Origin of the sequence: Klebsiella sp. P1CD1, assembly GCF_003790505.1 — a bacterium.
GTDB lineage: Bacteria > Pseudomonadota > Gammaproteobacteria > Enterobacterales > Enterobacteriaceae > Klebsiella > Klebsiella variicola.
This window is the reverse complement of the sequence record NZ_CP033631.1, coordinates 2,168,658-2,193,571: the sequence shown is the minus strand read 5'-3', so window position 1 is coordinate 2,193,571 and position 24,914 is coordinate 2,168,658. Positions and strand designations below refer to the sequence as shown.

Below are 24,914 nucleotides of genomic sequence, written 5' to 3'. Positions count from 1 at the left end.
CAAAAAACCGTTTCATTTAAGACTTATATTCACCATGGATAAAAATTCTTCCGATGGCGTGCCGCTGCCGCAACGCTATGGCGCCATTCTGACCATCGTGCTGGGGCTGACCATGGCCGTGCTCGACGGGGCTATCGCCAACGTCGCGCTCCCGACCATCGCCAGCGATCTTAACGCCTCGCCGGCGGCCTCAATCTGGATCGTTAACGCCTACCAAATCGCCATTGTCATCGCCCTGCTACCGCTCTCTTTCCTCGGCGATATGGTCGGCTATCGCCGAATCTATAAGATAGGCCTGGTGGTGTTTATCTTTACCTCGCTGGCCTGCGCCCTGTCGCGCAGTCTCGACATGCTGACCTTCGCCCGCGTCGCCCAGGGGCTGGGCGGCGCCGCGCTGATGAGCGTGAACACCGCGTTGATCCGCCTGATTTATCCGCAGCGCTTTCTCGGCCGCGGCATGGGCATCAACTCCTTTGTCGTCGCCGTCTCTTCGGCAGCAGGCCCGACGATCGCCGCGGCGATCCTCTCCCTTGCCTCATGGCAATGGCTGTTTTTAATTAACGTTCCCCTCGGGATCGTCGCTTTTGTTCTGGCCATGCGCTTTCTGCCACCCAACAGCGCGCGCAGCAAAATCATCCGCTTCGATCTGCCGAGCGCCATCATGAACGCCCTCACCTTCGGGCTGCTGATCACTGCGCTCAGCGGGTTCGCCCAGGGACAGTCTGTTCAGCTGGTGCTGGCGGAAGTGGCCGCCATGCTGGTGGTGGGCTTTTTCTTCGTTCGCCGCCAGCTCAGCATGCCCGTCCCCCTGCTGCCGGTCGACCTGCTGCGCATCCCGCTCTTCTCACTCTCTATCTGCACCTCCATCTGCTCCTTCTGTGCGCAGATGCTGGCGATGGTCTCCCTGCCCTTCTTCCTGCAGACGATGATGGGGCGCAGCGAAGTGGAGACCGGCCTGCTGCTGACGCCGTGGCCGCTGGCGACCATGGTGATGGCGCCGCTGGCCGGTTATTTGATTGAGAAATGCCATGCGGGACTGCTGGGGGCCATTGGGCTGCTGGTTATGGCCTGCGGCCTGTTCGGCCTGGCGCTGCTGCCCGAGTCGCCTTCCGATCTGGATATTATCTGGCGTATGGCGCTGTGCGGCGCCGGTTTCGGGCTGTTTCAGTCGCCGAATAACCACACTATTGTCGCCTCGGCTCCGAGCCATCGTAGCGGTGGCGCCAGCGGGATGCTGGGTACCGCTCGCCTGCTCGGTCAGAGCACTGGCGCGGCGCTGGTCGCCCTGCTGTTCAACCTGCTCGGCAACAGCGGCACCCATACCGCCCTGCTGCTGGCCGGCATTCTGGCGACCGTTGCCGCACTGATTAGCGGTCTGCGCGTCACCCAGCCGCGCGCGGCCTGATAAACGGCGGCAAAAAAAATCCGCAGCTTTCGGGCTGCGGATTTTTATTTTTAGCGTCGAACCGACGGATTACTTCAGATACTCACCGCTACGCAGGGCTTCAATACGTTTATCCAGCGGCGGGTGAGTCATAAACAGCTCGCTCATGGATTTCGCTTTACCATTGATGCAGAACGCCATCATGCTGCTGGCTTCCTGTGGCTCATAGCTGGTTTTCAGACGCTGCAGGGCAGCAATCATCTTCTCGCGGCCCACCAGTCGCGCCGAGCCGGCGTCAGCGTGGAACTCGCGATGACGAGAGAACCACATGGTAATAATGCTGGCCAGAATACCGAACACCAGTTCCAGCACCGTGGCAACAGCGAAGTAGATCAGCGGGTTACCATTGCTGCTCTCCCCTTCATCTTCCCGGTTGCCGCCGAGGAAACCGGCCGCAATCTGGGCAATCACGCGCGAGATAAAGATAACGAAGGTGTTCACCACCCCCTGAATCAGCGTCATGGTCACCATATCGCCATTAGCGATGTGGCTGATTTCATGGGCAATGACCGCTTCCGCTTCATCACGGCTCATGTTTTGTAGCAGCCCGGTGCTGACGGCGACCAGCGAGGCGTCGCGACGCGCGCCGGTAGCAAAAGCGTTGATATCAGGCGCGTGATAGATAGCCACCTGCGGCATGGCAATGCCCGCCTGCTGCGCCTGTTGGGCGACGGTGTGCATCAGCCAGCGTTCCGTTTCGTTGCGCGGCTGCTCGATCACTTCCCCACCCACAGACTTCAGGGCCATCCATTTCGACATCATCAGCGAAACGATAGAACCACCGAAGCCGAACAGCAGGGCCATAATCAACAGACCGGTCATGCTGCTGGATTGGATCCCCGTGAGGCTTAACACCAGCCCGAACACGACCATTACTGCCAGGTTCGTCAGCAGGAAAAGCGCGATTCGCATCATAATTTTCTTTTTACCTCAATTTAACAAAACGCACTATGCGATTACCCACATCGTATGGGTCAGGCTGCAATTTTCAACCATCAACCCCCGCTAAGTCACGATAAAAACACAACTTTACATTTTGTAGCATCTTGCTGACAGCGGCCGGGCAGGTTGACATTTTGTTAGTTGAGCTGAAAGGTGATGACAAAAGCACAAAATAAAACGGGCACCCTCTGAGGTGCCCGTTTGTTATTTATTTACTGGCTGGCGGTTCCACCGCCGGGCGCGCTTTTTCAAGATGCGCCAGGTCTACCGCGATATGGACCGTTTCATCAAGATACGGATCCGGCTCCTGGTAATCCTTCGGCAGGTCATCCAGTTTTTTCAGCAGCGGTTTGCCTTCGCGTTTCAGGCGATCGTTAATCCGCGCCAGACGAATCGCATCATCCTCTTCGTTCTCTTTCTCACGCTGGGCGTAGTTCAGAGAGACGATGTTACGCTTGTCCTTCATCGCGTTATAACGGGCAATATCCTTCATGATGTACTGGAACTCTGGATCCTGCGCGATACGCTCATCATGGCGCTTGAGCAGTTCCGGTCCAAACGGGGTCAGATCCCCGGACTTCACGTAGGTGGCTGCGTTGATGCTATCCCACGGCAGCGCGTTGTCTTCATACTGCTCGCCGGTCTCACGATCTTCATTACCGGTTGGCATCATGATATCCGGCGTCACGCCTTTACGCTGCGTACTGCCGCCGTTAATACGGTAGAACTTCTGGATGGTGTACTGGACGGAACCTAACGCCGGCCAGTCCGGACGCAGCATCTGATCGTAGATACGATTCAACGAGCGATACTGCTGTACCGTCCCTTTACCGAAGGTCGGCTCGCCAACGATCAGCGCGCGGCCATAATCCTGCATCGCCGCGGCGAAGATCTCAGACGCCGAGGCGCTAAAGCGGTCAACCAGCACCACCAGCGGCCCTTTGTAATAGACCACGCCATCGTTGTCGCTGTCTTCGCGGACCTTGCCATTGTTATCACGTACCTGCACTACCGGGCCGGACGGAATAAACAGACCCGAGAGCGATACCGCCTCGGTCAGCGCCCCGCCGCCGTTGCTGCGCAGATCAATGACGATGCTGCTGACGTTCTGTTTTTCCAGCTTCTGCAGTTGCACCTTCACATCATCGGTGAGACCAACGTAAAAGCCCGGAATATCCAGCACGCCGACTTTTTCTTTACCAACGGTTTTCACCGACATCTTCACCGCACGGTCTTCCAGACGGATCCGCTCGCGGGTCAGGGTCACGATACGCGTCTTGGCCCCTTTGCCTGCCGGCAGGATCTCAAGGCGCACTTTGCTGCCCTTCGGTCCTTTAATCAGCGCGACCACGTCATCCAGACGCCAGCCGATGACATCAACCATCGGCTTCCCGGTCTGGCCAACGCCAACGATACGGTCGCCGACGCTGATCGCTTTGCTCTTCGCGGCCGGACCGCCCGCCACCAGCGAATTGATGACGGTGTAGTCATCATCCATTTGCAGGACAGCGCCGATCCCCTCAAGAGAGAGGCTCATCTCCGTGTTGAACTGCTCGGTATTACGTGGAGACAGGTAGTTGGTGTGCGGGTCGATTTCGCGAGCGAAGGCGGTCATCGCCAGCGAGAAGACATCTTCGCTGTTGGTTTGCGCCAGACGACGGATCGCGAACTTATAGCGACGCGTTAAGGTGTCGCGGATCTCTTTATCGTCTTTGCCCGCCAGCTTCAGGCTTAACTGGTCAAACTTCACCTTGGCGTCCCACAGCGTGTTCAGCTCGGCCTCATCTTTTGGCCACGGCGCTTTGGAGCGATCAAGGTTAAAATTATCGTTGCCGGTAAAGTCCATCGGACGTTCCAGCACCTTCAGCGCATACTGATAGCGCTCAAAGCGACGCTGCTGCGCCAGGTTGTAGAGGTCGTAGAAGACGTCCAGTTTCCCTGTGCGCAGTTCGTCGCCGATTTGGTCTTTTTTGGCCGCGAACTTCGCCACATCGCTGGCCAGCAGCACATTGTGGCTGTAGTCCAGCAGGTTCAGATAACGGTCAAAAATCTTTGCCGAGAAGGCGTTGTCGAGATCAAACTGACGGTAGTGAGAACGGGTAAAGCGCGACGTCACGCGCTCGCTCACCGTCGCGTGCTGCGGCTCTTCTTTCAGCACGGGTATTTGATCTGCACGGGTTATTTCATCAACAGCGAAAGCATGGCCTGCTATTGCCAGCAGGCCCGCAAGCGCGGTGATTTTAAAAAATGTGTTCATGCCTGGCCCGGCCTCCGTTTCAGAACACCAGGTGTTCTGCGCGTACAATCATTGACATACCAGAAGTCAGCTGTACACGAACGCCATCTTTGGTGATTTCCAGAACGGTGGCGTCCATTGCGTTATTGCCTGCTTTTACCTTCAGCGCCTGGCCGACGGTCAGAACGGAAACATCCGAAACCGGAGTATGACGCTCTTCACGCGGGGCTTTGGCCGCAACAGGACGCGGTTTACGCTGTTCAGCGCCTTCTTTACGACGCGGCTGCTGAGGACGTGGTTTACGCTCGCGGCGAACCCCTTCATCCTGCTGACCTGCGGCGGCGGCGGCTTCGCGTTTTTTCGCCTGCTGGGCAGCGCGCTGCGTCTGAACGCGAGCTTTCGCTTCTTCCAGCTGCTGGCGCGCATGGGCAATGTGCTGTTCTTCCAGTTCGCCGCACGGGTTGCCGTCCAGGTCAACGCGGATAGCGCCGGCTTTCACGCCGTACAGATAACGCCAGCTGGACGTGTAGAGACGTAATGCAGCGCGAAGCTGGGTTTTGCTGAGATTCATCTCACCACCCACTCGCTCAACGAGATCCTGAAAAATACCAATTTTCAGGGGGCGCGCTTCGCCTTCAGCGCTAAAGCACTGCGGGAAACGTTCGGCCAGAAAGGCGATAACTTCTTTACTGCTATTCAACTTAGGTTGATTTTCCATGAAATTTCCTGATTACAACGGACGTAGCCAACAAGCCGCAGGCATGAACAGGCGACATTATAATGACGTCCTCGCTAAATGCTACGTTATCCGTTGATTATCCCACGACACGGGTAAAGATTTTTTGATAATCAGTGGCCGCGATAAGTTTTTCCAGTTGCTCGACCAGCGTGCGCAACCCCTGCTCATCTTCAGCTGTGAAGCGGCCATACGCCGGGCTGTCGATATCCAGCACGCCGATAATCTGGTCGTTCACGCGCAGGGGAAAGACAATTTCTGAATTACTGGCGGCATCGCAGGCAATGTGACCATCAAACGCATGCACGTCCTCTACGCGCTGGACCTGGGCTTGCGCCACCGCGGCGCCGCAGACGCCGCGACCAACCGGAATGCGCACACAGGCCAGTTTGCCCTGGAACGGCCCCAGTACCAGGGTATCGCCTTCCAGAAGATAGAAACCGGCCCAGTTGACCTCGCTCAGCCGCTCGAACAGCAGCGCGCTGGTATTGGCGATCATCGCCAGAAAACTGGTTTCACCTGCCATTAATGCCTGGAAATCGCGGTTCAGATCCGCGTAAAATTCTGTTTTGCTCATTATATCTTCACTTGGTTGTCTTACTGCCTGATACGTACAGCCTACTAAAATAAGCATTAAATGCGCTTAGGCTCAAGATGAATTCATTCATAGGTTAAGATAGTGGGATACATTCATTCCTGTACGTAATAAATGCCGATAAAAACACCAACGATTAAACCTGCGAAGAAGTTGGTCGTGCATGCCGTCAGCACACCGCTTCCCTATGCGCATTATCAGCGCTGTACGCAGTGTGACATGCTCTTTCGCTTACCGGTGCTTAAACGCAACCAAAGCGCCTGGTGCCCACGCTGCAACGCCAAGGTGCGCGATGGGCGCGACTGGTCGCTGACGCGTTTGGGCAGCATGGCCGTTGCGATGCTGCTGCTCATGCCTTTTGCCTGGTCGGAGCCTCTGCTGCGCCTGCACCTGCTGGGCGTGCGCATCGACGCCAACGTCCTGCAGGGGATCTGGCAGATGACCGCGCAGGGTGACCCGCTTACCGCCGCCATGGTGCTGTTTTGCGCGGTGGTCGCCCCGGTGCTGCTGGTGGTCTCGATTAGCTATCTCTGGCTGGGCAACGTGCTGGGGATGAACCTGCGCCCGGTGCTGCTGATGCTCGGCAAGCTCAAAGAGTGGGTGATGCTGGATATCTATCTGGTGGGTATTGGCGTCGCCTCCATCAAGGTGCAGGATTACGCCTTTCTGCAGCCCGGCATCGGCCTGGTGGCGTTTATCTCGCTGACGCTGCTGAGCATCCTGACGCTTATTCACATGAACGTCGAAGAGCTGTGGGAGCGTTTCTATCCTGAACGGCCGGCGACCCGCGCCGATAACAATTTACAGGTGTGCACCGGCTGCCACTATACCGGCTACCGCGACGCGCGTGGCCGTTGCCGACGCTGCCACTCCCCGCTGCATCATCGTCGGCCGCAGAGCCTGCAGCGCAGCTGGGCGGCGCTGATTGCCTCGCTGATATTTCTCTTACCAGCCAACCTGCTGCCGATCTCGATCATCTATGTTAACGGTGCGCGCCAGGACGATACGATCCTTTCCGGGATCATCTCCCTTGCCAGCAGCAATATCGCCATCGCCGGAGTGGTGTTTATCGCCAGTATTTTGGTGCCATTCACCAAAGTTATAGTGTTATTTACCCTATTGGTCAGCATACAATTCAAGTGCGAGCAAGGCTTGCGCACCCGCATCCTGCTGCTGCGGCTGATAACCTGGATTGGCCGCTGGTCGATGTTGGATCTGTTTGTTATTTCACTCACCATGTCGCTAATCAATCGCGATCAGCTCCTCGCTTTCACCATGGGGCCGGCGGCGGTTTACTTCGGCGGTGCGGTAATTTTAACTATTCTTGCAGTTGAATGGCTGGACAGCCGCTTACTTTGGGACGCACATGAGTCAGGAATCGCCCGCTTCGCAGACTGAAGCCAGAATAAAAACTAAACGCCGTATTTCGCCATTCTGGCTGTTGCCGGTCATCGCGCTGCTGATTGCCGCCTGGCTCATCTGGACCAGCTTTGACGACCGCGGATCGACGATTACCATCGATTTCCAGTCCGCTAACGGCATTGTGCCGGGGCGGACGCCTATCCGTTATCAGGGGGTCGAGGTCGGCACCGTCCAGGATATTAGCCTCAGTAAAGATCTGAGTAAGATTGAGGTTTCCGCCAGCATCAAACGCGATATGAAAGATGCGCTGCGCAAAGAGACCCAGTTCTGGCTGGTCACCCCAAAAGCCTCTCTGGCGGGAGTCTCCGGGCTGGATGCGCTGGTGGGCGGGAACTACATTGGCATGATGCCTGGCAAGGGTGAGCCCGAAGATCACTTCGTGGCCCTCGACACTCAGCCGAAATACCGCATCAACAACGGCGAGCTGATGATCCACCTGCAGGCGCCGGACCTTGGCTCCCTGAACAGCGGCTCGCTGGTCTATTTCCGCAAGATCCCGGTCGGGCGCGTGTATGATTTCACCCTGAATGCCAATAATCAGGGAGTCACCATCGATGTCCTGATCGAGCGCCGGTTTACCAACCTGGTGAAAAAAGGCAGCCGATTCTGGAACGTCTCCGGGATCAAAGCCGACGTCGGCCTGAGTGGGGCAAAAGTGCAGCTGGAGAACCTTTCTGCGCTGGTGAACGGCGCTATCGCCTTCGATTCACCTGCCGATTCGCAGGTTGCGGCGCAAAACGATGACTATCATCTGTACGAAGATCTGGCGCATAGCCAGCGCGGTGTGCTGGTCACCCTCGACCTGCCCGACGGCGATGGGCTGAAAGCAGGCTCGACGCCGCTGATGTATCAGGGGCTGGAAGTGGGTCAGTTAAGTAAGCTGAATCTTAACCCCGGCGGCAAAGTGACCGGCGAGATGACCGTCGACCCGAGCGTGGTGACGCTGCTGCGTGAGAAGACGCTGATTCAGATGAAGAAGCCGAAGATTTCCCTCGATAACCCCAGCGTCAGCGCCCTGCTCACCGGCAATACCTTTGAACTGGTACCCGGTGAAGGCGAGCCGCGCAACCACTTCTCCGTCATGCCAGCAGATAAAGCGCTGCTGGAGGAGCCCAACGTCGCCACCGTCACGCTCTCGGCGCCGGAAAGCTACGGGATTGACGGCGGCCAACCGCTGGTGCTGCACGGAGTAAAAGTCGGCCAGGTGCTGGAGCGCAAACTGACGGCCAAAGGGGTGACCTTCCAGGTCGCGATTGCCCCCGAATACCGCGATCTCATTCGCGGTGACAGTAAGTTTGTGGTTAACAGCCGTCTGGATGTCAAAGTCGGACTCGATGGCGTGCAGGTGCTGGGGGCCAGCGCCAGCGAATGGGTTAATGGCGGGATCCGGGTCATTCCGGGAGAAAAAGGCGAAATGCAGAGCAGCTACCCGCTGTACGCCAACCTCGAAAAGGCCCAAGAAAACAGCCTGAGCGAAGTGCCGACCACGACCTTAAGCCTCTCAGCCGAGACCCTGCCTGACGTTCAGGCCGGCTCGGTGGTGCTGTATCGTAAATTCGCCGTCGGCGAGATCATCGCCGTCAAACCGCGCAAAGACGCTTTCGATATCGATTTGCATATCAAGCCGGAGTACCGCTACCTGCTGACCAACAACAGCGTCTTCTGGGCCGAAGGGGGGGCGAAGGTCAAACTTGACGGCAACGGACTCACCGTTCAGGCCTCGCCGCTGGCGCGCGCCATTAAAGGGGCGATCAGTTTCGATAACCTCAATGGCAGCAGCGCCAACGCGCGGCTGAATAACAAACGTATCCTTTACGCTTCGGAAACGGCGGCGCGCGCCGTGGGCGGCCAGATAACCCTGCACGCGTTTGACGCCGGGAAGATGGCGGCCGGGATGCCGATTCGTTATCTCGGCATCGATATCGGTCAGATCCAGTCCCTGGAGCTGATCACCGCCAAAAACGAAGTGCAGGCGAAAGCGGTGCTCTACCCGGAATACGTCGGTACCTTTGCCCGGGCCGGGACCCGCTTCTCGGTGATCACCCCGCAAATCTCCGCCGCGGGCGTCGAGCATCTCGACACCCTGTTCCAGTCCTATATTAACGTTGAGCCGGGACGCGGGCCGGCGCGTCGCGACTTTGAGATCCAGGATACGACGATCAGCGACTCACGCTATATCGACGGCCTGAACATCGTGGTGGAAGCGCCGGAGGCGGGGTCGCTTGGCATCGGTACGCCGGTCCTGTTCCGCGGCCTTGAAGTGGGGACGGTCACTGGCCTGTCGCTGGGGTCAATGTCCGATCGGGTGATGGTGAAACTGCGTATCAGCAAGCGCTACCAGTATCTGGTACGCAATAACTCGGTGTTCTGGCTGGCCTCGGGTTACAGCCTCGACTTCGGCCTGGTTGGCGGCGTGGTGAAAACCGGGACCTTCAATCAGTTTATCCGCGGCGGGATCGCCTTTGCCACGCCGCCGGGTACGCCGCTGGCGCCGAAGGCCCAGGATGGCAAGCACTTCCTGCTGCTGGAGAGCGAGCCGAAAGAGTGGCGGGAATGGGGCACCGCCCTGCCACAGTAACCCTCACAACGCCTTCTCCCGCACCGGCCAACGCCGGGGGCGGGAAGATGACTCACCGCACGCCCCGGTGTCCTGCACCGGGGCGTTTGTGCTAAACTGCGCACCCTTTTTTTCTGTGGTGCGCTGCCTGTGGCTGAAAATACTGTCTATTTCCCTGAAGCGTTTCTCGCTCAAATGCGTGCGGCAATGCCCGCGCATCTCTCTTTCGACGACTTTATCGCCGCCTGCCAGCGCCCGCTACGCCGCAGTATTCGCGTCAACACGCTGAAAATCAGTGTGGCCGATTTTCTCTCTCTGGTCGCCCCGTATGGCTGGCAGCTGACGCCGGTCCCCTGGTGTGAAGAGGGATTCTGGATCGAACGGGACGGCGACGATGCCCTGCCGCTGGGCAGCACCGCCGAACATCTCAGCGGGCTGTTCTATATTCAGGAGGCAAGCTCGATGCTGCCGGTCGCCGCTCTGTTCGCCGATAACCCGCAGCCTGAACGGGTGATGGATGTTGCCGCCGCGCCGGGGTCTAAGACCACCCAGATTGCCGCCCGAATGGGTAACGCGGGCGGCATTCTGGCCAATGAGTTCTCCGCCAGCCGGGTGAAGGTGCTGCATGCCAACATTAGCCGCTGCGGCATCAGTAACGTCGCCCTGACTCACTTCGACGGCCGGGTTTTCGGCGCGGCGCTACCCGAAGCTTTCGATGCCATCCTGCTTGATGCCCCCTGTTCGGGCGAAGGCGTAGTGCGTAAAGATGCTGACGCACTGAAAAACTGGTCGCCGGAGAGCAACCTCGACATTGCCGCCACCCAGCGCGAACTTATCGACAGCGCCTTCCATGCCCTGCGTCCTGGCGGGACGTTGGTGTATTCGACCTGTACCCTGAATCGCGAGGAAAACCAGTCGGTTGTTCAGTGGTTACTGTCCCGTTATCCGCAGGCGGTGGAGATCCTGCCGCTGGGAGATCTGTTTTCCGGCGCGGCCGATGCCTTAACCGCAGAAGGATTTTTGCACGTATTCCCGCAGATCTACGATTGCGAAGGCTTCTTTGTCGCTCGCCTGCGCAAGACCGCGGCGATCGATCCGCTCCCGGCGCCAGGCTATAAGGTCGGCAAATTCCCGTTTACGCCGCTGAAGAGCCGGGAGGCCGCCGCGGTAACTGCCGCCGCCAGCGCTGTTGGCCTGGTGTGGGACGCAGGTCATACGCTGTGGCAGCGGGATAAAGAGCTGTGGCTGTTCCCGCAGGCTATGGAGCCCCTGTTTGGTCAGGTGCGTTTTTCACGCATCGGCGTACGCCTGGCAGAGGTGCACAATAAGGGGTACCGCTGGCAGCATGAGGCGGTTATCGCCTTTGCCGCGCCGCAGCGCGCCTTCGAGCTGACCCAGGAGGAAGCGGAGGAATGGTATCGCGGACGCGACGTCTATCCGCAGACCGCGCCGCAGCAGGATGAGGCCATCGTGACCTTCCAGGGTGTCCCGCTGGGTCTGGCCAAGCGCGTCGGCTCCCGTCTGAAGAATAGCTACCCGCGCGAACTGGTGCGCGATGGGAAACTTTTTGCCGGCAAGGTGTGACGCCGCGCAAAAAACGCGCACTTTTTGACTGGCGGTTTTCACCCCATTGACTACGCTGAAAAATGATGGCCTCAACTGGTCGTACCACAACTCAGCTGAAAAATGGGGTGAAGCGATGAGTAAAACCAATGTCCGCATCGGCGCGTTTGAGATAGACGATGCCGAACTGCACGGTGAACATCAGGGAGAGCGAACGTTAAGTATTCCCTGCAAATCCGATCCAGATTTATGTATGCAGCTTGACGCCTGGGATGCCGATACCAGCGTGCCCGCTATTCTCAATGGCGAACATTCCGTGCTCTACCGTAAACATTACGACCGCCAGTCTGATGCCTGGGTCATGCGCCTTGCCTGACTCAAATGAACCCGTCGCCTGAGACGGGTTATTTATTTCCCCGTCCCGCCGTCATCCCCTACACTAAAGAGTATGTGAACCCGAGCATGAGGCCAGGATGTTTGCCTTGGTGTTGTTTATTTGCTATCTGGATGGCGGCTGCGAGGACATTGTGGTTGACGTCTACCGCGAGGAAACGCAGTGCTTAGTGGCGATGGAGGATCAGCGGATCCGCCACGGCGGCTGCTATCCGATAGAAGATTTTATTGATGGCTTCTGGCAACCCGCCAGCGAATACAGCGATTTTTAACCTGCCGATTGTAGCGCCACCAGCGTCAGCGTTCCGCCAAACACGGCGCCCGTATCAATATAGTGTTGATTATCGCGTTCATAAGGCGTGCGAAGCGGCGTATGGCCAAACCAGAAATGGTCTGCTCCGGCGATGGCGCCATGACGTCCCGCCAGATGTTCGCTCAGGCGATGACGGCTCCATAACACCCGCTGGGGATCCACCGGCTGCTGCCAGCGATAGACTGGCGCCGGATAATCGGCATGGGCGATCACATGCCGGGCATCTGCACACCCAACTTCAATAATCAACGGTAGCCGCTGACAACGCGCTAACAGCCGGTCGGCTTCGGCCCGCTGCTGCGCGGTGCCCCGGCCATACCAGTCGCCGCCATTCATCTGCCAGAGTGCCATATCCCCGCTCTCCAGCGCCTCCAGCGCCATCTGTTCATGATTCCCCCGAACGGCCCTGAACCAGCGGCAGCGCAGCAGGCCGAGGCAGTCAGCGCTCTGCGGTCCGCGATCGATCAGATCGCCCACGGAAATGAGCAGATCGGCCCAGGGATCAAAGCGCAGCTGACGCAGGCGGTCCATCAGTAGCGCAAAGCAACCATGCAGATCGCCCATCAGCCAGATATTACGCCAGTCGCTACCATTAATACGTTGATACATATAATTACCTCTCTGCTGTAATTATAGGTAATTGCGCCGAATCCCCGGTGATTTTTATTTACACCTCAATCGATTTTAAACAAACGGGAAATATAGTCGGCCAGAGGATTAAGCTTATCAGAAGCTCGCTTTAAAATAGGAGGAAATAACAACGAGGTGTTTATCGTGACAGACAATAGCCTGCATTCAACCAGCGTGCTTGCGCCGCGCTCGCATCTTATTGCCGATCTGGTGATGGGCAGACTAATACCTGCACCTATCTGGCGGCAGAAAAATTTTCGCCTTAAATTTCTGCTGCGTACGGCGTTATTTTATAGCCCCACCAAAGCAATGCTTGAGTCGCTTAGCGCCCGTGACGATTTTAATCAGCTTCTGACCGCGCAGGCGACCTTGCCGGGAAAAGTGCACCGTCAGTACCTGACGCGCGATCTTAACGCCTGGCAGCGGGCGATGGCGGTGATAAGTCATTATCGCTACATCGATACCCTGCAAGGGTCGCTGCTGGCGCATGCCATGACCGCGGTGAGCGAGGTCCCGCTGCTGACGCTGAACGGAAAAGACGACAGCCCGTTCACTCTCTCCGCCTCCTCAGCCGGGAAGGCTGAGCGCGAGGGCGAAACCACATTATGGCTACGCGACGGCGATCACACCCTGTTGGCCAGCGCAACCTTTAGCGTGACCTGGGACGGTGAAGCCTGGCAACTTGTCATCGGCGGCCTGCAGGGGCCACGGCGCCACGTTTCCCATGAGGTGATTAAGCAGGCCACTCGCGCCTGCTTCGGCCTGTTCCCGAAGCGCCTGCTGCTGGAGTTCATTTGGCTGCTGGCCGCTCGCAGCGCTATCGAGTCGATTTATGGCGTCAGCGATAACGGCCATGTGTTCCGTGCCCTGCGCTATCGTCTGAGCAAGGGCCGCCATTTCCACGCCAGCTACGACGAGTTCTGGCAGTCCATCGATGGTAAGCCGGAAAGCGCATGGCGCTGGCGGCTGCCGCAGCGTCTGGAACGAAAATCACTGGAGAGTATCGCCAGCAAAAAACGGGCCGAATACCGGCGTCGGTTCCAGCTGCTGGATCAGCTGGCTGAGCAGGTGGACATCCTGACGCAACCGCGCCATGGTGCGTAAATTTCGCTGCGGATAGCGCCGCGCTGACACGCGGCGTTTGCTTATTCGGTCGTTATTTCGCTACTATCATGGCCCCTGGCGCCATTGGATAGTGGTTGGCATGATGAGTAAAACCGAAATTTTCCTGCTGATTCTTCTTGCGGTCATTCTGCTGGGCTGCGTATGGTTTATTTTTAGCGATGAAATTTGGCTTTTGCTCTGCTATCTCGAAAGTAAAATATATCCCACCTTTAGCGTCCCTGAATAATTTTAGCCGCTGTAAATAGCGGCGCATTCGCTTATTATTTTTAGCGATACGGTCGTTCATTGATAGCTAATCGCATGAATTGCCAAACCTATTAGACTTTGCTTATTTTATTTGTCATACAAATGTGTATACTAGCAGGCTTCCGATGTTGGCCCGCCAGTTAACCTGCACGCCGGGCCTGGTTAGGTGCAGGTTTTTTCTTTTCTCTTTCCACCCCAGCTTCAGATCTCTCCTTCCCGACGCCCCCCTTCCTCAGGATGCGATTTGTGTGTAAATGGATTGTGTATGCTAAAAACGGTGTGCTATAACGGGACATCCAGAGGCCAGCCTGGGGTTTGACTGACATGATGTCGCTGGCTATTGCGAAAGCAGAAGGTTACCGATAAAAAGAGACCGAATACGATTCCTGTATTCGGTCCAGGGAAATGGCTCTTGGGAGAGAGCCGTGCGCTAAAAGTTGGCATTAATGCAGGCTAAGTCGCCTTGCACTATAAGAATAGTTTAACGCGTCAGCTTTTCCAGTCCGTGGCCAATGTGGTCGTATAATTCCTGGGAAACGGCTGTCAGCCAGTAAAAAACCGCCACTGCCGTTATCCGGCAAGGGCGGTTTTTTTTATTCTATTACAGTAAGATAACGCGGAACGCTAGCAGAGCTTCTGCGCTCGCTCGATAAATGGCGCAAGGCTCATTTTTTGTCCCGGGTGCTGCGGATCGTCGATCTGGATCACCGAGATCGGCTGCGCGGTCGTCTTGCCGGCTTTAACCTGCTGTTCCGCGACGTCATTGAGCGGATACTGGACCAGCGTACTCGGGTTGATGGCGTAAAGCGCGTTACCCGGACGGCAGGTCAACATCACCTCTTCACGGTTGAACGCCCAACTCTCCTTCCCCACTTCAAAGCGGCTCACGGTGATAATTTGCGGCGCCGCCAGAGCAGCCCCGGAGCTTGCCAGTAACAACATGGTCAGAACAATTTTTTTCATGATTTTGCCAGTTAATTCAATAAGGTTCCCAGGTGGCAAACAGACTGACGGCCAGCAGCGCCAGCGCGCCCAGCCCTATCTCAGCCTGCGTGGTTCGCAGGATCAGGCTTTCCGCCCGCGAACCGCTTGCCGACATGCGCGGTACCAGAACATACCTGTTCACTAAGGCAATTACCACCATCCCGGCGACCAGCGCACATTTGATCAACAGCATGCGTCCCCAGGGCGAGGTTCCGATCACCGCCCCCTGGATCAACAGCGCATTGACCACGCCGCTGGCAAGGGTGCCGGCCACCGCCAGATGTCCATAACGCGAAAAGCGCGCCATGGTATAGACCGCAGCCTGACGCCAGCGCCCCTGCGCCAGACGCAGGCAGTAGATGAAGGGCAACAGGCCGCCGAACCAGCTGGCGACGCAGAAGAGGTGGACGGCATGATTAGTCCGCTGCAGGGCGCCGAGTAAGCCATCGTGCATAGCAGCATGCCCAACCCCGGCGGAAAGCAGCAGCTGGGCCGCCAGCAGGGCCATCAGTTGCCTGGCGCCGTGATGGGGGCGGATCCACACCACGGCGAGAGCAGTCAACGCCAGCAGGATCTGCCAGATCCACACCCCGCCGAAGCGGGTACCCGCTACCGCCTGCCAAACGGCGGGCTGCCAGACATCCGCCCAGCCGTCGCCCATTATCCCCCCCTGCAGCAGATACAGCGCCACGGTTGAGAGCGCGCCAATCAACATCAGGGGGCGTAATAGCGGATAAAAGCGGTGCATCAGCACGCGCCTCAGCGGTACCGGCGCCCACCAGGCGCCATACAGCACGCAGCCAAAAGCCAACATCAGGGTGATAAAGTGCCCAAAACGCAGCGTGATATAGAGCCCGGTCAACATCGATCACTTCACGCTAAAAGTGTATTGCCCTTTGGTTTTATGGCCGTCAACCGAGACCACATGCCATGCTACGGTGTACTCCCCCGGAGGCAACGTTTCCGCCAGGGGTAAGGTGACCTGAGCGGGGTTGTCAGCGCTGCGGGTCAGTTTACCGGCGGCTACCGCGTGCTGCTGCGGACCGGTGACGGTCACGCCGCTGAAGGCCGGTTCGATCCCTTCTGAGAAACTGAGCGTCAGCGTCTGAGGGGGCGCGGTCAGTTGGGCACCCGCGGCGGGGATCTGCTGTTGCAGGTGAGCATGGGCGAAGGCGCCTGCCGCGGTTAACATACCGGCAAACGCAACGGAGAGGCGCAACGCGCGTCCAGCGAGGAGTCGCATATTCGTCATTCCCTTTTGTTATGTCTGTAGGACAGAGAATAACCCTGTATAATGGCAGAGTCGAGCTAAGCGTCAGCGCCTCGACCGGGTTTACCAGCACACTGGAGTTAATAATGGAAAGAAATCTGGCCAAAATTTCGCAAGCTGAGATGGATAAGGTCAACGTCGATCTCGCCGCCGCCGGCGTCGCCTTTAAGGAGCGATACAACATGCCGGTGGTCGCTGATTTGGTCGAGCGTGAGCAGCCCGCCCATCTGCGCGACTGGTTCCGCGAACGACTGATCGCCCATCGGCTGGCCTCTGTCTCGCTTTCCCGACTGCCCTGGGAGCCGAAGCAGAAATAATGCGCGCCCGCCAGCTCCCCATCGGTTGGCAAGACCACCCAATTCCTTTACGCTTGTTGTTTTGCTCTGGAGCGAGCCATGCTGCGCGTCATTGATACCGAAACCTGCGGCCTGCAGGGGGGCATCGTCGAAATCGCCTCGGTCGATATTGTCGACGGGCGAATCACTAACCCGATGAGCCATCTGGTGCGTCCTGATCGGCCCATCACGCCGCAGGCGATGGCTATCCACCGTATAACGGAAGAGATGGTCGCCGATAAGCCGTGGATTGAAGAGATTATTCCGTATTATCTTGGCAGCCCCTGGTATGTCGCGCACAACGCCAGCTTTGACCGCCGGGTGTTACCGGAGATGAGCGGCGAGTGGATTTGTACCATGAAGCTGGCCCGCCGCCTGTGGCCGGGGATCAAATACAGCAATATGGGGTTATATAAATCACGTAAGCTGAATGTGGCGACCCCGCCGGGGCTGCATCACCACCGCGCGCTGTATGACTGCTATATCACCGCCGCGCTGCTGCTGGATATCATCAACGTTTCCGGCTGGACGCCTGACGAAATGGCCGATATCACCGGCCGCCCGGCGCTGCTCACCACCTTTACCTTCGGCAAATACCGGGGTAAAGCGGTGGCCGAAATTGCTGAAAACGACCCCGGCTACCTGCGCTGGTTATTCAACAATCTCGACCGGATGAGCCCCGAACTGCGTCTGACCCTCAAACACTACCTCGGGGAATAGTCGTCACACAGCCGCTTTTCCCGGCAGTGTCCCCTGCGCCAGGGCAATGAAAAAGGCATACTCCAGGGCCACCCCTTCATAGCTTTTAAAGCGCCCGGATTTGCCGCCATGGCCGGAATCCATATCGGTACAGAGCAGCAGCAGGTTATCGTCGGTTTTCAGTTCCCGCAGTTTGGCCACCCATTTCGCCGGCTCCCAGTATTGCACCTGGGAATCGTGCAGTCCGGTGGTGACCAGCATATGCGGATAAGCCTGCGCCCGGACGCCGTCGTAGGGGCTGTAGCTTTTCATGTAGTGGTAATAGGTTTCATCCTGTGGATTCCCCCACTCTTCAAATTCCCCGGTGGTCAGTGGAATAGATTCGTCCAGCATGGTGGTCACCACATCGACGAACGGCACCTGGGCTATCACGCCATGAAACAGCTCAGGACGTTCGTTAACGGCCACGCCCATCAGCATCCCGCCGGCGCTGCCCCCCATGCCATAGCAGAGCTGCGGATCGCCGTACCCCTGGGCCAGCAGCGCGTCACAGACGTCCAGATAGTCGTTGAAGGTATTTTTCTTACTCAGAAATTTGCCGTCCTCATACCACTGCTGCCCCAGCTCACCCCCGCCGCGGACATGGGCGATGGCGTAGACAAAGCCGCGGTTGAGCAGACTCAGCCGGCTGGCGCTGAAATCGGCATCGATACTCTCGCCATATGAGCCGTAGCCATAGACCAGCAGCGGATTGCTCCCTTTGCGGAAATGTTCGCGATGGTAGACCAGCGATACCGGAACCTCGACGCCATCGCGGGCGGTCACCCACAGGTGTTCGCTCTGGTACCAGCTCGTGTCCAGCCCCTTCACCTCCTGCTGCTTGATAACCCGCCGCTCGCCGGTATCCATGTCCAGTTCAAACAGGGTATCTGGCGTGGTCATGGAGGAATACCCGTAGCGCAGGCGCGACGTTTCGGGCTCCGGATTATAGGCAAGCCAGGTGACATAGGCCGGATCGTCAAAGGCGATCCCTACCACCTCCCGGGTCTTGCGGTTAATTTGCCGCAGGCTGGTCAGGCCGCGCTGGCGCTCCTCGACGACCAGCCAGTCAGTAAACAGGGTAAATCCTTCGAGCATCACGTCGTGACGCGGCGGGATCAGCGTGGTCCACTGATCTTCATCGCGCAGCACAGTACGGTAGAGGCCAAAATTCTTCCCCTCGCGGTTGGATCGCAGATAGAACGCGTGCTGATAGTGATCGAGGCTGTATTCGTGATCTTTCCGCCGCGGCAGGAAGCAGACCGGCTCGGCGTCAGGCAGTTCGGCGTTGAGCAGTAATGCTTCACTGGTGGTGGCGCTGGAGAGATAAATCACCACGAACTGCTGGGAAGTGGTCTTATGTACGCTGACGTAGAAGGTCTCATCTTTTTCTTCATAAACCAGCACATCACTCTGCGCCGCGGTACCCACCGTGTGGCGCCAGACCTGATAAGGCAGCAGCGTGGTGGGATGTTTACGCACGTACCACACAAAGCGGGAATCATTGCTCCAGGCAAAGCCGGAGGTGACATTTTCCAGGATCTCCGGGTACCACTCACCGCTGCTAAGGTTGCAGAAGCGCAGGCCATACTGGCGGCGGGAAAGATAATCCTCCGCCACCGCCATCAATTGGTTATTCGGCGCGACGCCCAGTCCGCCAAGGGTGTAGAACTCACTCTTCGCCGCCCGCTGGTTGCCGTCGAGCAGGATCTCCCACTCGTCCCACTCCTCTTTGAGCACCGACTGGCGCTGATAGATGGCGTATTCACAGCCCGGCTCGTAAACCTGACGGTAGCGAAAACCATTTTTACTGTAAGGGGCGGAGACTTCCCGTTGCGGAATGCGGTCGATAATTTCTTTCAGCAGACGTTCCTGCAGGCTGAGCTGCGAATCCATCACCCGCTTGCCATAGGCGTTCTCCGCGTGCAGGTACTCCAGCACGTCAGGTCGCGCGCGCTCATCGTCGCGCAGCCAGTAATAGTTATCGATGCGTGTATCGCCATGCAAGGTCATGGCGTGAGGGATCCGTTTGGCTTTAGGTGGCATGTTGTTCTTCTGCTGCTTTATCGTGACACAAGAGCATTCAGGTCACACGGCGGCGCCTGAATGATGACGTGTCTATAAGGGTGGCAAAAGACGCGGGCGATGCAAGCGAAACGTGATAATTTAGACGCTTAGCGCTTGTTTTTGTGACTGGATATCCTGTTCTATATCGGCCCGGACATCCTTTGGCAGTGACAAAGCGTCTCCCAGCGCGTTCAGATAGCTGCGTTCCATAAAGTGGTCGATATCAATGACCGCGCAGCTGACGTAGTAGATCTCCAGTGCCTCCTGCGGATCAACGATGCCCTCCGCCAGACGCTGAGGATCCAGCGGTTGGGCCAGCGCCTGGTCGATCAGCACCCGGGCCTGAACGTCGATATTGGTCGCCCGCAGCTGGGCTTCAATATTAGCCCGTTCGTGGTCATCTATATGACCATCGCTCCTGGCGGCAAAAACCAGCGCGGTGATCAGTCGCACGCTGCGCGGATCAACGTCCGCCGGCACGGCAGCCGGCGTGTTCGCCTCGGGGACAGGCGCGTTTTGAGCGCGCATCTTCTGCTGATACTTGTTCCATAACACCGTACCCGCCACCGCCCCACCGCCAGCCAGCAGCGCACTGGTGCCGTACTTCGCCAGCAGTTTGCGTGAGGATTTACTGGCCACCAGCAACCCGGCCAGCCCGCCAATCGCGCCGGGCAGCAGTGCGCTCCCTTTTGACGACTCGCCTGTCGATGACGCGCCCTGCTGCCCGAGCAGCGACTGCAGTTGATTAAGCCAGTTAGCCATGGTTTTCCTCTCAGGTGATAAAACACTGCTATCAGCCTAAACGACGCGATGTCAGGAAATGTTAGATCTGGCTAAAGATGCGCAAAGGTGGGCGCGGCAGACAAATCCCTGCCCAGCCAGGCCATAGCTCGCTGCCGCCAGTCAGGCCACTTTCGCCTTACGCGCTTTGGTCGCTGGCGCCGCGGCGTCTTCCGCTGAAGAAGCCTCTTCTGCCGCCGACGGCGCGGGTGAGTCGTGCGCGGACGCATCCTGCTCCGGCAATCGGCCGACGCGCAGGATATGCTGCAGCGCCTCTTTTCGCTCTGCCAGCCACATCGCCATGGTGTCACGCTGGGCGTCATCCATCTCCAGCGGCGATGCCACCAGCCAGTCATTCAGCACCTCTGCCAGATCGAGCATTTTGTCGTAAGCGTCGGCCTCTTTTTTGCTGGCAAAAGACATTTTTTCCTCACCTTCGCGGATCACAACATATTTAATTTCAACCGCCATGCTGCAGCCTCTCAGTACTGTATTTTTATACAGTATAACAAATTTCCTCTCCGGACTCAACTCACGCGCGTAAAGACAGACGCAAACGTTTTCGTTTATAATCGGCGGCATCTTTTTTTACTGCGGAAGAGAGTTATGACTGTATTAGGCACCGCGCTGCGCCCGGCAGCCACCAAAGTAATGCTGTTAGGTTCCGGCGAGCTGGGCAAAGAAGTCGCTATTGAATGTCAGCGTCTGGGCATTGAAACTATCGCCGTCGACCGCTACCCCGATGCCCCGGCGATGCAGGTCGCCCACCGCGCCCATGTCATCAATATGCTGCATGGCGAGAGCCTGCGCGCTCTGATTGAACAGGAAAAACCCGATTACATCGTGCCGGAGATCGAAGCTATTGCTACCGATACCCTGGTTGAACTGGAACAGGCCGGGCAGAAAGTAGTCCCCACGGCGCGGGCGGCTAAGCTCACCATGAACCGCGAAGGCATTCGCCGCCTGGCGGCAGAAGAGCTGCAGCTCCCCACCTCCAGCTATCGCTTTGCCGACAGCGAAGAAGGCTTCCGCGCGGCGGTCACCGACATCGGTTTGCCGTGCATCGTCAAACCAGTGATGAGCTCCTCCGGCAAAGGTCAGAGCTTTATCCGCTCGGCTGACCAGCTCAGCGAAGCCTGGCGCTATGCGCAGCAGGGCGGCCGCGCCGGCGCCGGGCGGGTGATCGTCGAGGGGGTGGTGAATTTCGATTTCGAAATCACCCTGCTCACCGTCAGCGCCGTCGACGGCGTGCATTTCTGCGCCCCGGTTGGCCATCGCCAGGAAGACGGCGATTACCGTGAGTCCTGGCAACCGCAGCAGATGAGCGACCTGGCCCTCGAACGTGCCCAGGCCATCGCCCGCAAGGTAGTGCTGGCGCTGGGGGGTCATGGCCTGTTTGGCGTGGAACTGTTCGTATGCGGCGACGAGGTGATCTTCAGCGAAGTTTCCCCGCGCCCACACGACACCGGCATGGTAACGCTGATCTCGCAGGATCTCTCGGAATTCGCCCTGCACGTTCGTGCCTTTCTTGGACTGCCCGTCGGCGCTATCCGCCAGTATGGTCCGGCCGCTTCCGCAGTGATCCTTCCGCAGCTGACCAGTCAGAACGTCAGCTTTGGCCAGCTGCAATCGGCCGTCGGGGCTGGCCTGCAGCTGCGACTGTTCGGCAAGCCCGAGATTGACGGTACCCGCCGCCTGGGGGTGACCCTCGCCGTTGCCGATTCGGTTGAAGAGGCCGTAGCGCGGGCTAAAACCGCCGCCGCGGCGGTCATCGTCGAAGGCTAAAGACAAAAAACCCGGTCGCGTTGCCGCTGACCGGGTTGTCGACCCTGAGGCGCGGTTTACTTCGCGCCTTCCACCGCTTCACGCGCCAGGGTGGTGATGCGATCGTAGTCGCCGGCCTCCAGCGCGTCGGCTGGCACCAGCCAGGAACCGCCGATGCACAGCACGCTATTCAGCGCCAGGTAGTCACGGTAGTTGGCCGGAGAAATACCGCCGGTCGGGCAGAAACGAATGTGGCCGAACGGACCAGCAATCGCCTGCAGGGCTTTCACGCCGCCGTTGGCTTCCGCCGGGAAGAATTTAAACTCTTTCAGACCATACTGCATACCCAGCATCAGCTCGGAAACCGTGCTGATCCCCGGGATCAGCGGAATGGTGCCGTCTTCGGTCGCCGCTTTCAGCAGGGATTCGGTCAGTCCCGGGCTGATAGCGAACTGCGCGCCAGCTTCCGTTACCGCTTTCAGTTGCTCGACGTTGGTGACCGTGCCCGCGCCGACAATCGCGTCCGGCACTTCTTTAGCAATCGCGCGGATCGCTTCCAGGGCGCACTCGGTGCGCAGGGTGACTTCCAGCACGCGCACGCCGCCCGCGACCAGCGCTTTCGCCATCGGTACCGCATGCTCCAGCTTTTTCACCACGATAACCGGGACAACCGGACCGGAGGTGAGGATTGCTTCTGCTGTTGTTTTCCAGTTTTTCATCAGGATTTTCTCTCGCCAGATCTAGAAATAAAATCGTCTTAAAAAGTGATGCAGGTTGCGCCCTGCTCCGCGCCAGAGAGCTTCTCACGCAGCGCCCCAAACATCTCCCTACCGGTTCCCACGCGCGACGCGCTGAGGTCAGGGATATGCGGCTGACGCGCCGCCAGTTCGGCATCGTCCACCAGCAGCGTCAGTTCTCCCGTCTGCCCGTTCACGCGAATCACATCGCCATCGCGCACCTTCGCCAGCAACCCACCATCATAGGCTTCAGGCGTGACATGGATTGCTGACGGGACTTTACCGGAGGCGCCAGAGAGTCGGCCATCGGTCACCAGCGCTATTTTGAAACGGCGGTCCAATAATACACCAAGTGGCGGCATAAGTTTATGTAATTCTGGCATCCCGTTCGCTTTTGGCCCCTGATGACGGACCACCACCACACAATCTTTATCCAGCAGGCCCGCTTCAAAGGCCGGCAATACGTCGTGTTGGCTCTCGAACACCACCGCCGGCGCTTCGATCACCTGATTCTCCACCGGGACCGCCGAGGTTTTCATTACCGCGCGCCCCAGGTTGCCGCTCAGCACCTTGGTGCCGCCGTGACGGGAGAACGGTTTCTCGAAGGTCGCGATGACCTGATCGTCAAGCGGCGCTGTCGCCCCTTCACGCCAGTCCAGCTCGCCGTTGTTGAGCCACGGCTCCAGGGTATAACGCGACAGACCAAAGCCAGCGACGGTGTGAACATCCTCATGCAGCAGGCCGCCTTTCAGCAGCTCGCGCACCAGTACCGGAACGCCGCCCGCCGCCTGGAAGTGGTTGATATCCGCCGGGCCGTTGGGATAGAGGCGCGCCAGCAGCGGCACCACGTCTGACAGGTCGGAGAAATCGTCCCAGTTAATGATGATCCCCGCCGCGCGGGCCATCGCCACCAGGTGCATGGTATGGTTGGTAGAGCCACCGGTCGCCAGCAGCGCCACGATGCCGTTGACCACCACTTTTTCGTCGAACATTTTCCCCAGCGGCATCCACTCGTTGCCATTGCCGGTCATGCGGGTGACCTGGCGCGCGGCGGCGGCGGTCAGCGCGTCCCGCAGCGGGGCATCCGGATGGACAAAAGAGGAGCCCGGCAGCTGCATGCCCATAAACTCAACCACCATCTGGTTGGTGTTCGCCGTCCCGTAGAAAGTACAGGTTCCCGGCGCGTGGTACGAGGCAGCTTCAGACTCCAGCAGGGCCATACGATCCACTTTACCTTCCGCGTACAGCTGGCGAATGCGGACCTTCTCTTTATTAGCCAGGCCGCTGGCCATTGGACCGGACGGAATAAAGACCGACGGCAGATGGCCGAAAGAGAGTGCCGCCATGGTCAGGCCAGGAACAATTTTATCGCACACCCCGAGGTACAGCGCGCCGTCGAACATGTTATGCGACAGACCGATAGCGGCGGACATGGCGATCACTTCGCGGCTCAGCAATGAGAGCTCCATACCGTCCTGCCCCTGGGTTACGCCGTCGCACATTGCCGGCACGCCGCCGGCCACCTGGCCGACCGCATTGGCGCTATGCAGCGCTTTACGGATGATGTCCGGATAGTGTTCGTAGGGCTGGTGAGCGGACAACATATCGTTGTAGGAGGTAATGATGGCGATATTGTTGCGCAACATGCTTTTCAGAGAGGCTTTGTCGTCAGCCTGACAGGCCGCGAAACCGTGAGCCAGATTGCCGCAGGCCAGTTGCGCACGATGCACGGTGTCGGTTTTGGTCTGGTTAATCCTTGCGAGGTAAGCCGCGCGGGTGTCACGCGACCGTTCGATAATGCGATTTGTTACCCGTAACATTGTCGAATTCATAAAGGCTCCTCAAATTTGTATCTGTCCGGCCGCTGCGTGATGACGTATTTTTGTGCTAAAGGCCACCAACACCAGCGCTCAGGGGCAAAATGTCTGAAAGCAGTGTAATAAAAAAAGCCCCGTGGGTGAATCCTCACGGGGCTTAAAAGATTAAAAAGCGTGCGACTTTCTGCGTCAGATCATGTTACCGGTAAAATAACCCTGA

The 24,914-nt window shown here is 58.1% G+C and carries 23 protein-coding genes and 1 pseudogene; 11 read left to right on the top strand and 13 right to left on the bottom strand.

Annotation, left to right across the window (positions count from 1 at the left end; translation table 11 throughout):
• Positions 1 to 34 precede the first annotated feature (34 nt).
• Positions 35 to 1,405 (top strand): MFS transporter, encoded by a 1,371-nt coding sequence (locus DTA24_RS10975; protein WP_032731027.1) that lies wholly within the window; start codon positions 35 to 37, stop codon positions 1,403 to 1,405.
• 69 nt (positions 1,406 to 1,474) lie between these two features.
• Here the strand turns inward: DTA24_RS10975 and htpX are convergent, their stop codons facing one another.
• The 4 genes and pseudogenes from htpX to DTA24_RS10955 all read right to left on the bottom strand — a co-directional run bounded on the left by htpX (position 1,475) and on the right by DTA24_RS10955 (position 5,935).
• On the bottom strand, positions 1,475 to 2,359 hold the full coding sequence (gene htpX, locus DTA24_RS10970; RefSeq protein ID WP_008804280.1) for a protease HtpX: 885 nt from the start codon (positions 2,357 to 2,359) through the stop codon (positions 1,475 to 1,477).
• A gap of 235 nt (positions 2,360 to 2,594) precedes the next feature.
• Complete coding sequence (prc, locus tag DTA24_RS10965) at positions 2,595 to 4,643, bottom strand: carboxy terminal-processing peptidase (RefSeq protein WP_008804279.1); 2,049 nt, start codon at positions 4,641 to 4,643, stop codon at positions 2,595 to 2,597.
• A 19-nt stretch (positions 4,644 to 4,662) separates the two neighbouring features.
• Complete coding sequence (proQ, locus tag DTA24_RS10960) at positions 4,663 to 5,340, bottom strand: RNA chaperone ProQ (protein WP_008804278.1); 678 nt, start codon at positions 5,338 to 5,340, stop codon at positions 4,663 to 4,665.
• A gap of 81 nt (positions 5,341 to 5,421) precedes the next feature.
• Positions 5,422 to 5,935, bottom strand: a pseudogene (locus DTA24_RS10955) (GAF domain-containing protein).
• Between the two features lie 132 nt (positions 5,936 to 6,067).
• Between DTA24_RS10955 and yebS the strand changes: the two are divergent.
• The 5 genes from yebS to DTA24_RS10930 all read left to right on the top strand — a co-directional run bounded on the left by yebS (position 6,068) and on the right by DTA24_RS10930 (position 12,160).
• Entirely contained in the window at positions 6,068 to 7,351 is a 1,284-nt protein-coding gene (yebS, locus tag DTA24_RS10950; RefSeq protein WP_008804276.1) for a membrane integrity lipid transport subunit YebS, read from the top strand.
• Positions 7,320 to 9,953 (top strand): PqiB family protein, encoded by a 2,634-nt coding sequence (locus tag DTA24_RS10945; protein WP_050887357.1) that lies wholly within the window; start codon positions 7,320 to 7,322, stop codon positions 9,951 to 9,953. The genes yebS and DTA24_RS10945 overlap by 32 nt, the downstream gene beginning before the upstream one ends.
• A gap of 129 nt (positions 9,954 to 10,082) precedes the next feature.
• Positions 10,083 to 11,516: a 16S rRNA (cytosine(1407)-C(5))-methyltransferase RsmF gene (gene rsmF, locus DTA24_RS10940; protein ID WP_008804274.1), complete on the top strand. Its 1,434-nt coding sequence runs from the start codon at positions 10,083 to 10,085 to the stop codon at positions 11,514 to 11,516.
• 115 nt (positions 11,517 to 11,631) lie between these two features.
• A complete protein-coding gene (locus DTA24_RS10935; protein WP_002911393.1) occupies positions 11,632 to 11,871 on the top strand; it encodes a YebV family protein in 240 nt (79 codons plus the stop codon).
• Between the two features lie 97 nt (positions 11,872 to 11,968).
• Positions 11,969 to 12,160, top strand: coding sequence for a YebW family protein (locus DTA24_RS10930; protein ID WP_002911395.1), 192 nt, complete (start codon positions 11,969 to 11,971; stop codon positions 12,158 to 12,160).
• Here the strand turns inward: DTA24_RS10930 and pphA are convergent.
• A complete protein-coding gene (gene pphA / locus DTA24_RS10925; protein WP_022066249.1) occupies positions 12,157 to 12,810 on the bottom strand; it encodes a protein-serine/threonine phosphatase in 654 nt (217 codons plus the stop codon). The two genes, DTA24_RS10930 and pphA, sit on opposite strands and share 4 nt — an antisense overlap.
• 156 nt (positions 12,811 to 12,966) lie before the next feature.
• Between pphA and DTA24_RS10920 the strand changes: the two genes are divergently transcribed.
• Together DTA24_RS10920 and DTA24_RS28080 are read left to right on the top strand one after the other, a co-directional pair.
• The gene (locus tag DTA24_RS10920; RefSeq protein ID WP_162493241.1) at positions 12,967 to 13,935 is read left to right on the top strand and encodes a VirK/YbjX family protein; all 969 of its coding nucleotides are present in this window, start codon (positions 12,967 to 12,969) and stop codon (positions 13,933 to 13,935) included.
• 103 nt (positions 13,936 to 14,038) lie between these two features.
• Entirely contained in the window at positions 14,039 to 14,182 is a 144-nt protein-coding gene (locus DTA24_RS28080; protein ID WP_048268691.1) for an Ecr family regulatory small membrane protein, read from the top strand.
• 644 nt (positions 14,183 to 14,826) lie between these two features.
• On the opposite strand, the gene DTA24_RS10910 is transcribed toward DTA24_RS28080, so the two are convergent.
• Genes DTA24_RS10910 through yobA form a run of 3 tightly spaced genes read right to left on the bottom strand, consistent with a single transcriptional unit; the run spans position 14,827 to position 16,429 of the window.
• On the bottom strand, positions 14,827 to 15,165 hold the full coding sequence (locus DTA24_RS10910) for a YebY family protein (protein WP_008804271.1): 339 nt from the start codon (positions 15,163 to 15,165) through the stop codon (positions 14,827 to 14,829).
• Between the two features lie 16 nt (positions 15,166 to 15,181).
• A complete protein-coding gene (gene copD, locus DTA24_RS10905; RefSeq protein ID WP_012541262.1) occupies positions 15,182 to 16,051 on the bottom strand; it encodes a copper homeostasis membrane protein CopD in 870 nt (289 codons plus the stop codon).
• Between the two features lie 3 nt (positions 16,052 to 16,054).
• The gene (gene yobA / locus DTA24_RS10900; RefSeq protein ID WP_016161388.1) at positions 16,055 to 16,429 is read right to left on the bottom strand and encodes a CopC domain-containing protein YobA; all 375 of its coding nucleotides are present in this window, start codon (positions 16,427 to 16,429) and stop codon (positions 16,055 to 16,057) included.
• Between the two features lie 113 nt (positions 16,430 to 16,542).
• Between yobA and DTA24_RS10895 the strand changes: the two genes are divergently transcribed.
• Both DTA24_RS10895 and exoX read left to right on the top strand, forming a co-directional pair.
• Positions 16,543 to 16,773: a DNA polymerase III subunit theta gene (locus DTA24_RS10895; RefSeq protein WP_012541260.1), complete on the top strand. Its 231-nt coding sequence runs from the start codon at positions 16,543 to 16,545 to the stop codon at positions 16,771 to 16,773.
• Between the two features lie 78 nt (positions 16,774 to 16,851).
• Positions 16,852 to 17,511, top strand: a complete 660-nt coding sequence (gene exoX / locus DTA24_RS10890) for an exodeoxyribonuclease X (RefSeq protein WP_012541259.1) — start codon at positions 16,852 to 16,854, stop codon at positions 17,509 to 17,511.
• Positions 17,512 to 17,514: 3 nt separating this feature from the next.
• Here the strand turns inward: exoX and ptrB are convergent, their stop codons facing one another.
• The 3 genes from ptrB to DTA24_RS10875 form a co-directional block, all read right to left on the bottom strand.
• Positions 17,515 to 19,575, bottom strand: coding sequence for an oligopeptidase B (gene ptrB / locus DTA24_RS10885; RefSeq protein WP_032746815.1), 2,061 nt, complete (start codon positions 19,573 to 19,575; stop codon positions 17,515 to 17,517).
• Between the two features lie 120 nt (positions 19,576 to 19,695).
• The gene (locus DTA24_RS10880; protein WP_048964807.1) at positions 19,696 to 20,358 is read right to left on the bottom strand and encodes a tellurite resistance TerB family protein; all 663 of its coding nucleotides are present in this window, start codon (positions 20,356 to 20,358) and stop codon (positions 19,696 to 19,698) included.
• A gap of 141 nt (positions 20,359 to 20,499) precedes the next feature.
• On the bottom strand, positions 20,500 to 20,847 hold the full coding sequence (locus tag DTA24_RS10875; protein WP_048964808.1) for a YebG family protein: 348 nt from the start codon (positions 20,845 to 20,847) through the stop codon (positions 20,500 to 20,502).
• Between the two features lie 135 nt (positions 20,848 to 20,982).
• Here DTA24_RS10875 and purT point away from each other — a divergent pair, with 135 nt between their 5' ends.
• Positions 20,983 to 22,161 (top strand): formate-dependent phosphoribosylglycinamide formyltransferase, encoded by a 1,179-nt coding sequence (gene purT, locus DTA24_RS10870; RefSeq protein ID WP_012541255.1) that lies wholly within the window; start codon positions 20,983 to 20,985, stop codon positions 22,159 to 22,161.
• Between the two features lie 56 nt (positions 22,162 to 22,217).
• Here the strand turns inward: purT and DTA24_RS10865 are convergent, their stop codons facing one another.
• A complete protein-coding gene (locus DTA24_RS10865) occupies positions 22,218 to 22,859 on the bottom strand; it encodes a bifunctional 4-hydroxy-2-oxoglutarate aldolase/2-dehydro-3-deoxy-phosphogluconate aldolase (protein WP_002911423.1) in 642 nt (213 codons plus the stop codon).
• Between the two features lie 38 nt (positions 22,860 to 22,897).
• Complete coding sequence (gene edd, locus DTA24_RS10860; protein ID WP_123836822.1) at positions 22,898 to 24,709, bottom strand: phosphogluconate dehydratase; 1,812 nt, start codon at positions 24,707 to 24,709, stop codon at positions 22,898 to 22,900.
• Positions 24,710 to 24,914 lie beyond the last annotated feature (205 nt).

What these genes read in the sequence shown, in the direction of transcription:
- DTA24_RS10975 (WP_032731027.1), top strand. Translation starts at nt 35, where the DNA reads ATGGATAAAAATTCTTCCGATGGCGTGCCGCTGCCGCAACGCTATGGC.
- htpX (WP_008804280.1), bottom strand. Translation starts at nt 2,359, where the DNA reads ATGATGCGAATCGCGCTTTTCCTGCTGACGAACCTGGCAGTAATGGTC.
- prc (WP_008804279.1), bottom strand. Translation starts at nt 4,643, where the DNA reads ATGAACACATTTTTTAAAATCACCGCGCTTGCGGGCCTGCTGGCAATA.
- proQ (WP_008804278.1), bottom strand. Translation starts at nt 5,340, where the DNA reads ATGGAAAATCAACCTAAGTTGAATAGCAGTAAAGAAGTTATCGCCTTT.
- yebS (WP_008804276.1), top strand. Translation starts at nt 6,068, where the DNA reads ATGCCGATAAAAACACCAACGATTAAACCTGCGAAGAAGTTGGTCGTG.
- DTA24_RS10945 (WP_050887357.1), top strand. Translation starts at nt 7,320, where the DNA reads ATGAGTCAGGAATCGCCCGCTTCGCAGACTGAAGCCAGAATAAAAACT.
- DTA24_RS10935 (WP_002911393.1), top strand. Translation starts at nt 11,632, where the DNA reads ATGAGTAAAACCAATGTCCGCATCGGCGCGTTTGAGATAGACGATGCC.
- DTA24_RS10930 (WP_002911395.1), top strand. Translation starts at nt 11,969, where the DNA reads ATGTTTGCCTTGGTGTTGTTTATTTGCTATCTGGATGGCGGCTGCGAG.
- pphA (WP_022066249.1), bottom strand. Translation starts at nt 12,810, where the DNA reads ATGTATCAACGTATTAATGGTAGCGACTGGCGTAATATCTGGCTGATG.
- DTA24_RS28080 (WP_048268691.1), top strand. Translation starts at nt 14,039, where the DNA reads ATGAGTAAAACCGAAATTTTCCTGCTGATTCTTCTTGCGGTCATTCTG.
- DTA24_RS10910 (WP_008804271.1), bottom strand. Translation starts at nt 15,165, where the DNA reads ATGAAAAAAATTGTTCTGACCATGTTGTTACTGGCAAGCTCCGGGGCT.
- copD (WP_012541262.1), bottom strand. Translation starts at nt 16,051, where the DNA reads ATGTTGACCGGGCTCTATATCACGCTGCGTTTTGGGCACTTTATCACC.
- yobA (WP_016161388.1), bottom strand. Translation starts at nt 16,429, where the DNA reads ATGCGACTCCTCGCTGGACGCGCGTTGCGCCTCTCCGTTGCGTTTGCC.
- DTA24_RS10895 (WP_012541260.1), top strand. Translation starts at nt 16,543, where the DNA reads ATGGAAAGAAATCTGGCCAAAATTTCGCAAGCTGAGATGGATAAGGTC.
- exoX (WP_012541259.1), top strand. Translation starts at nt 16,852, where the DNA reads ATGCTGCGCGTCATTGATACCGAAACCTGCGGCCTGCAGGGGGGCATC.
- ptrB (WP_032746815.1), bottom strand. Translation starts at nt 19,575, where the DNA reads ATGCCACCTAAAGCCAAACGGATCCCTCACGCCATGACCTTGCATGGC.
- DTA24_RS10880 (WP_048964807.1), bottom strand. Translation starts at nt 20,358, where the DNA reads ATGGCTAACTGGCTTAATCAACTGCAGTCGCTGCTCGGGCAGCAGGGC.
- DTA24_RS10875 (WP_048964808.1), bottom strand. Translation starts at nt 20,847, where the DNA reads ATGGCGGTTGAAATTAAATATGTTGTGATCCGCGAAGGTGAGGAAAAA.
- purT (WP_012541255.1), top strand. Translation starts at nt 20,983, where the DNA reads ATGACTGTATTAGGCACCGCGCTGCGCCCGGCAGCCACCAAAGTAATG.
- DTA24_RS10865 (WP_002911423.1), bottom strand. Translation starts at nt 22,859, where the DNA reads ATGAAAAACTGGAAAACAACAGCAGAAGCAATCCTCACCTCCGGTCCG.
- edd (WP_123836822.1), bottom strand. Translation starts at nt 24,709, where the DNA reads ATGAATTCGACAATGTTACGGGTAACAAATCGCATTATCGAACGGTCG.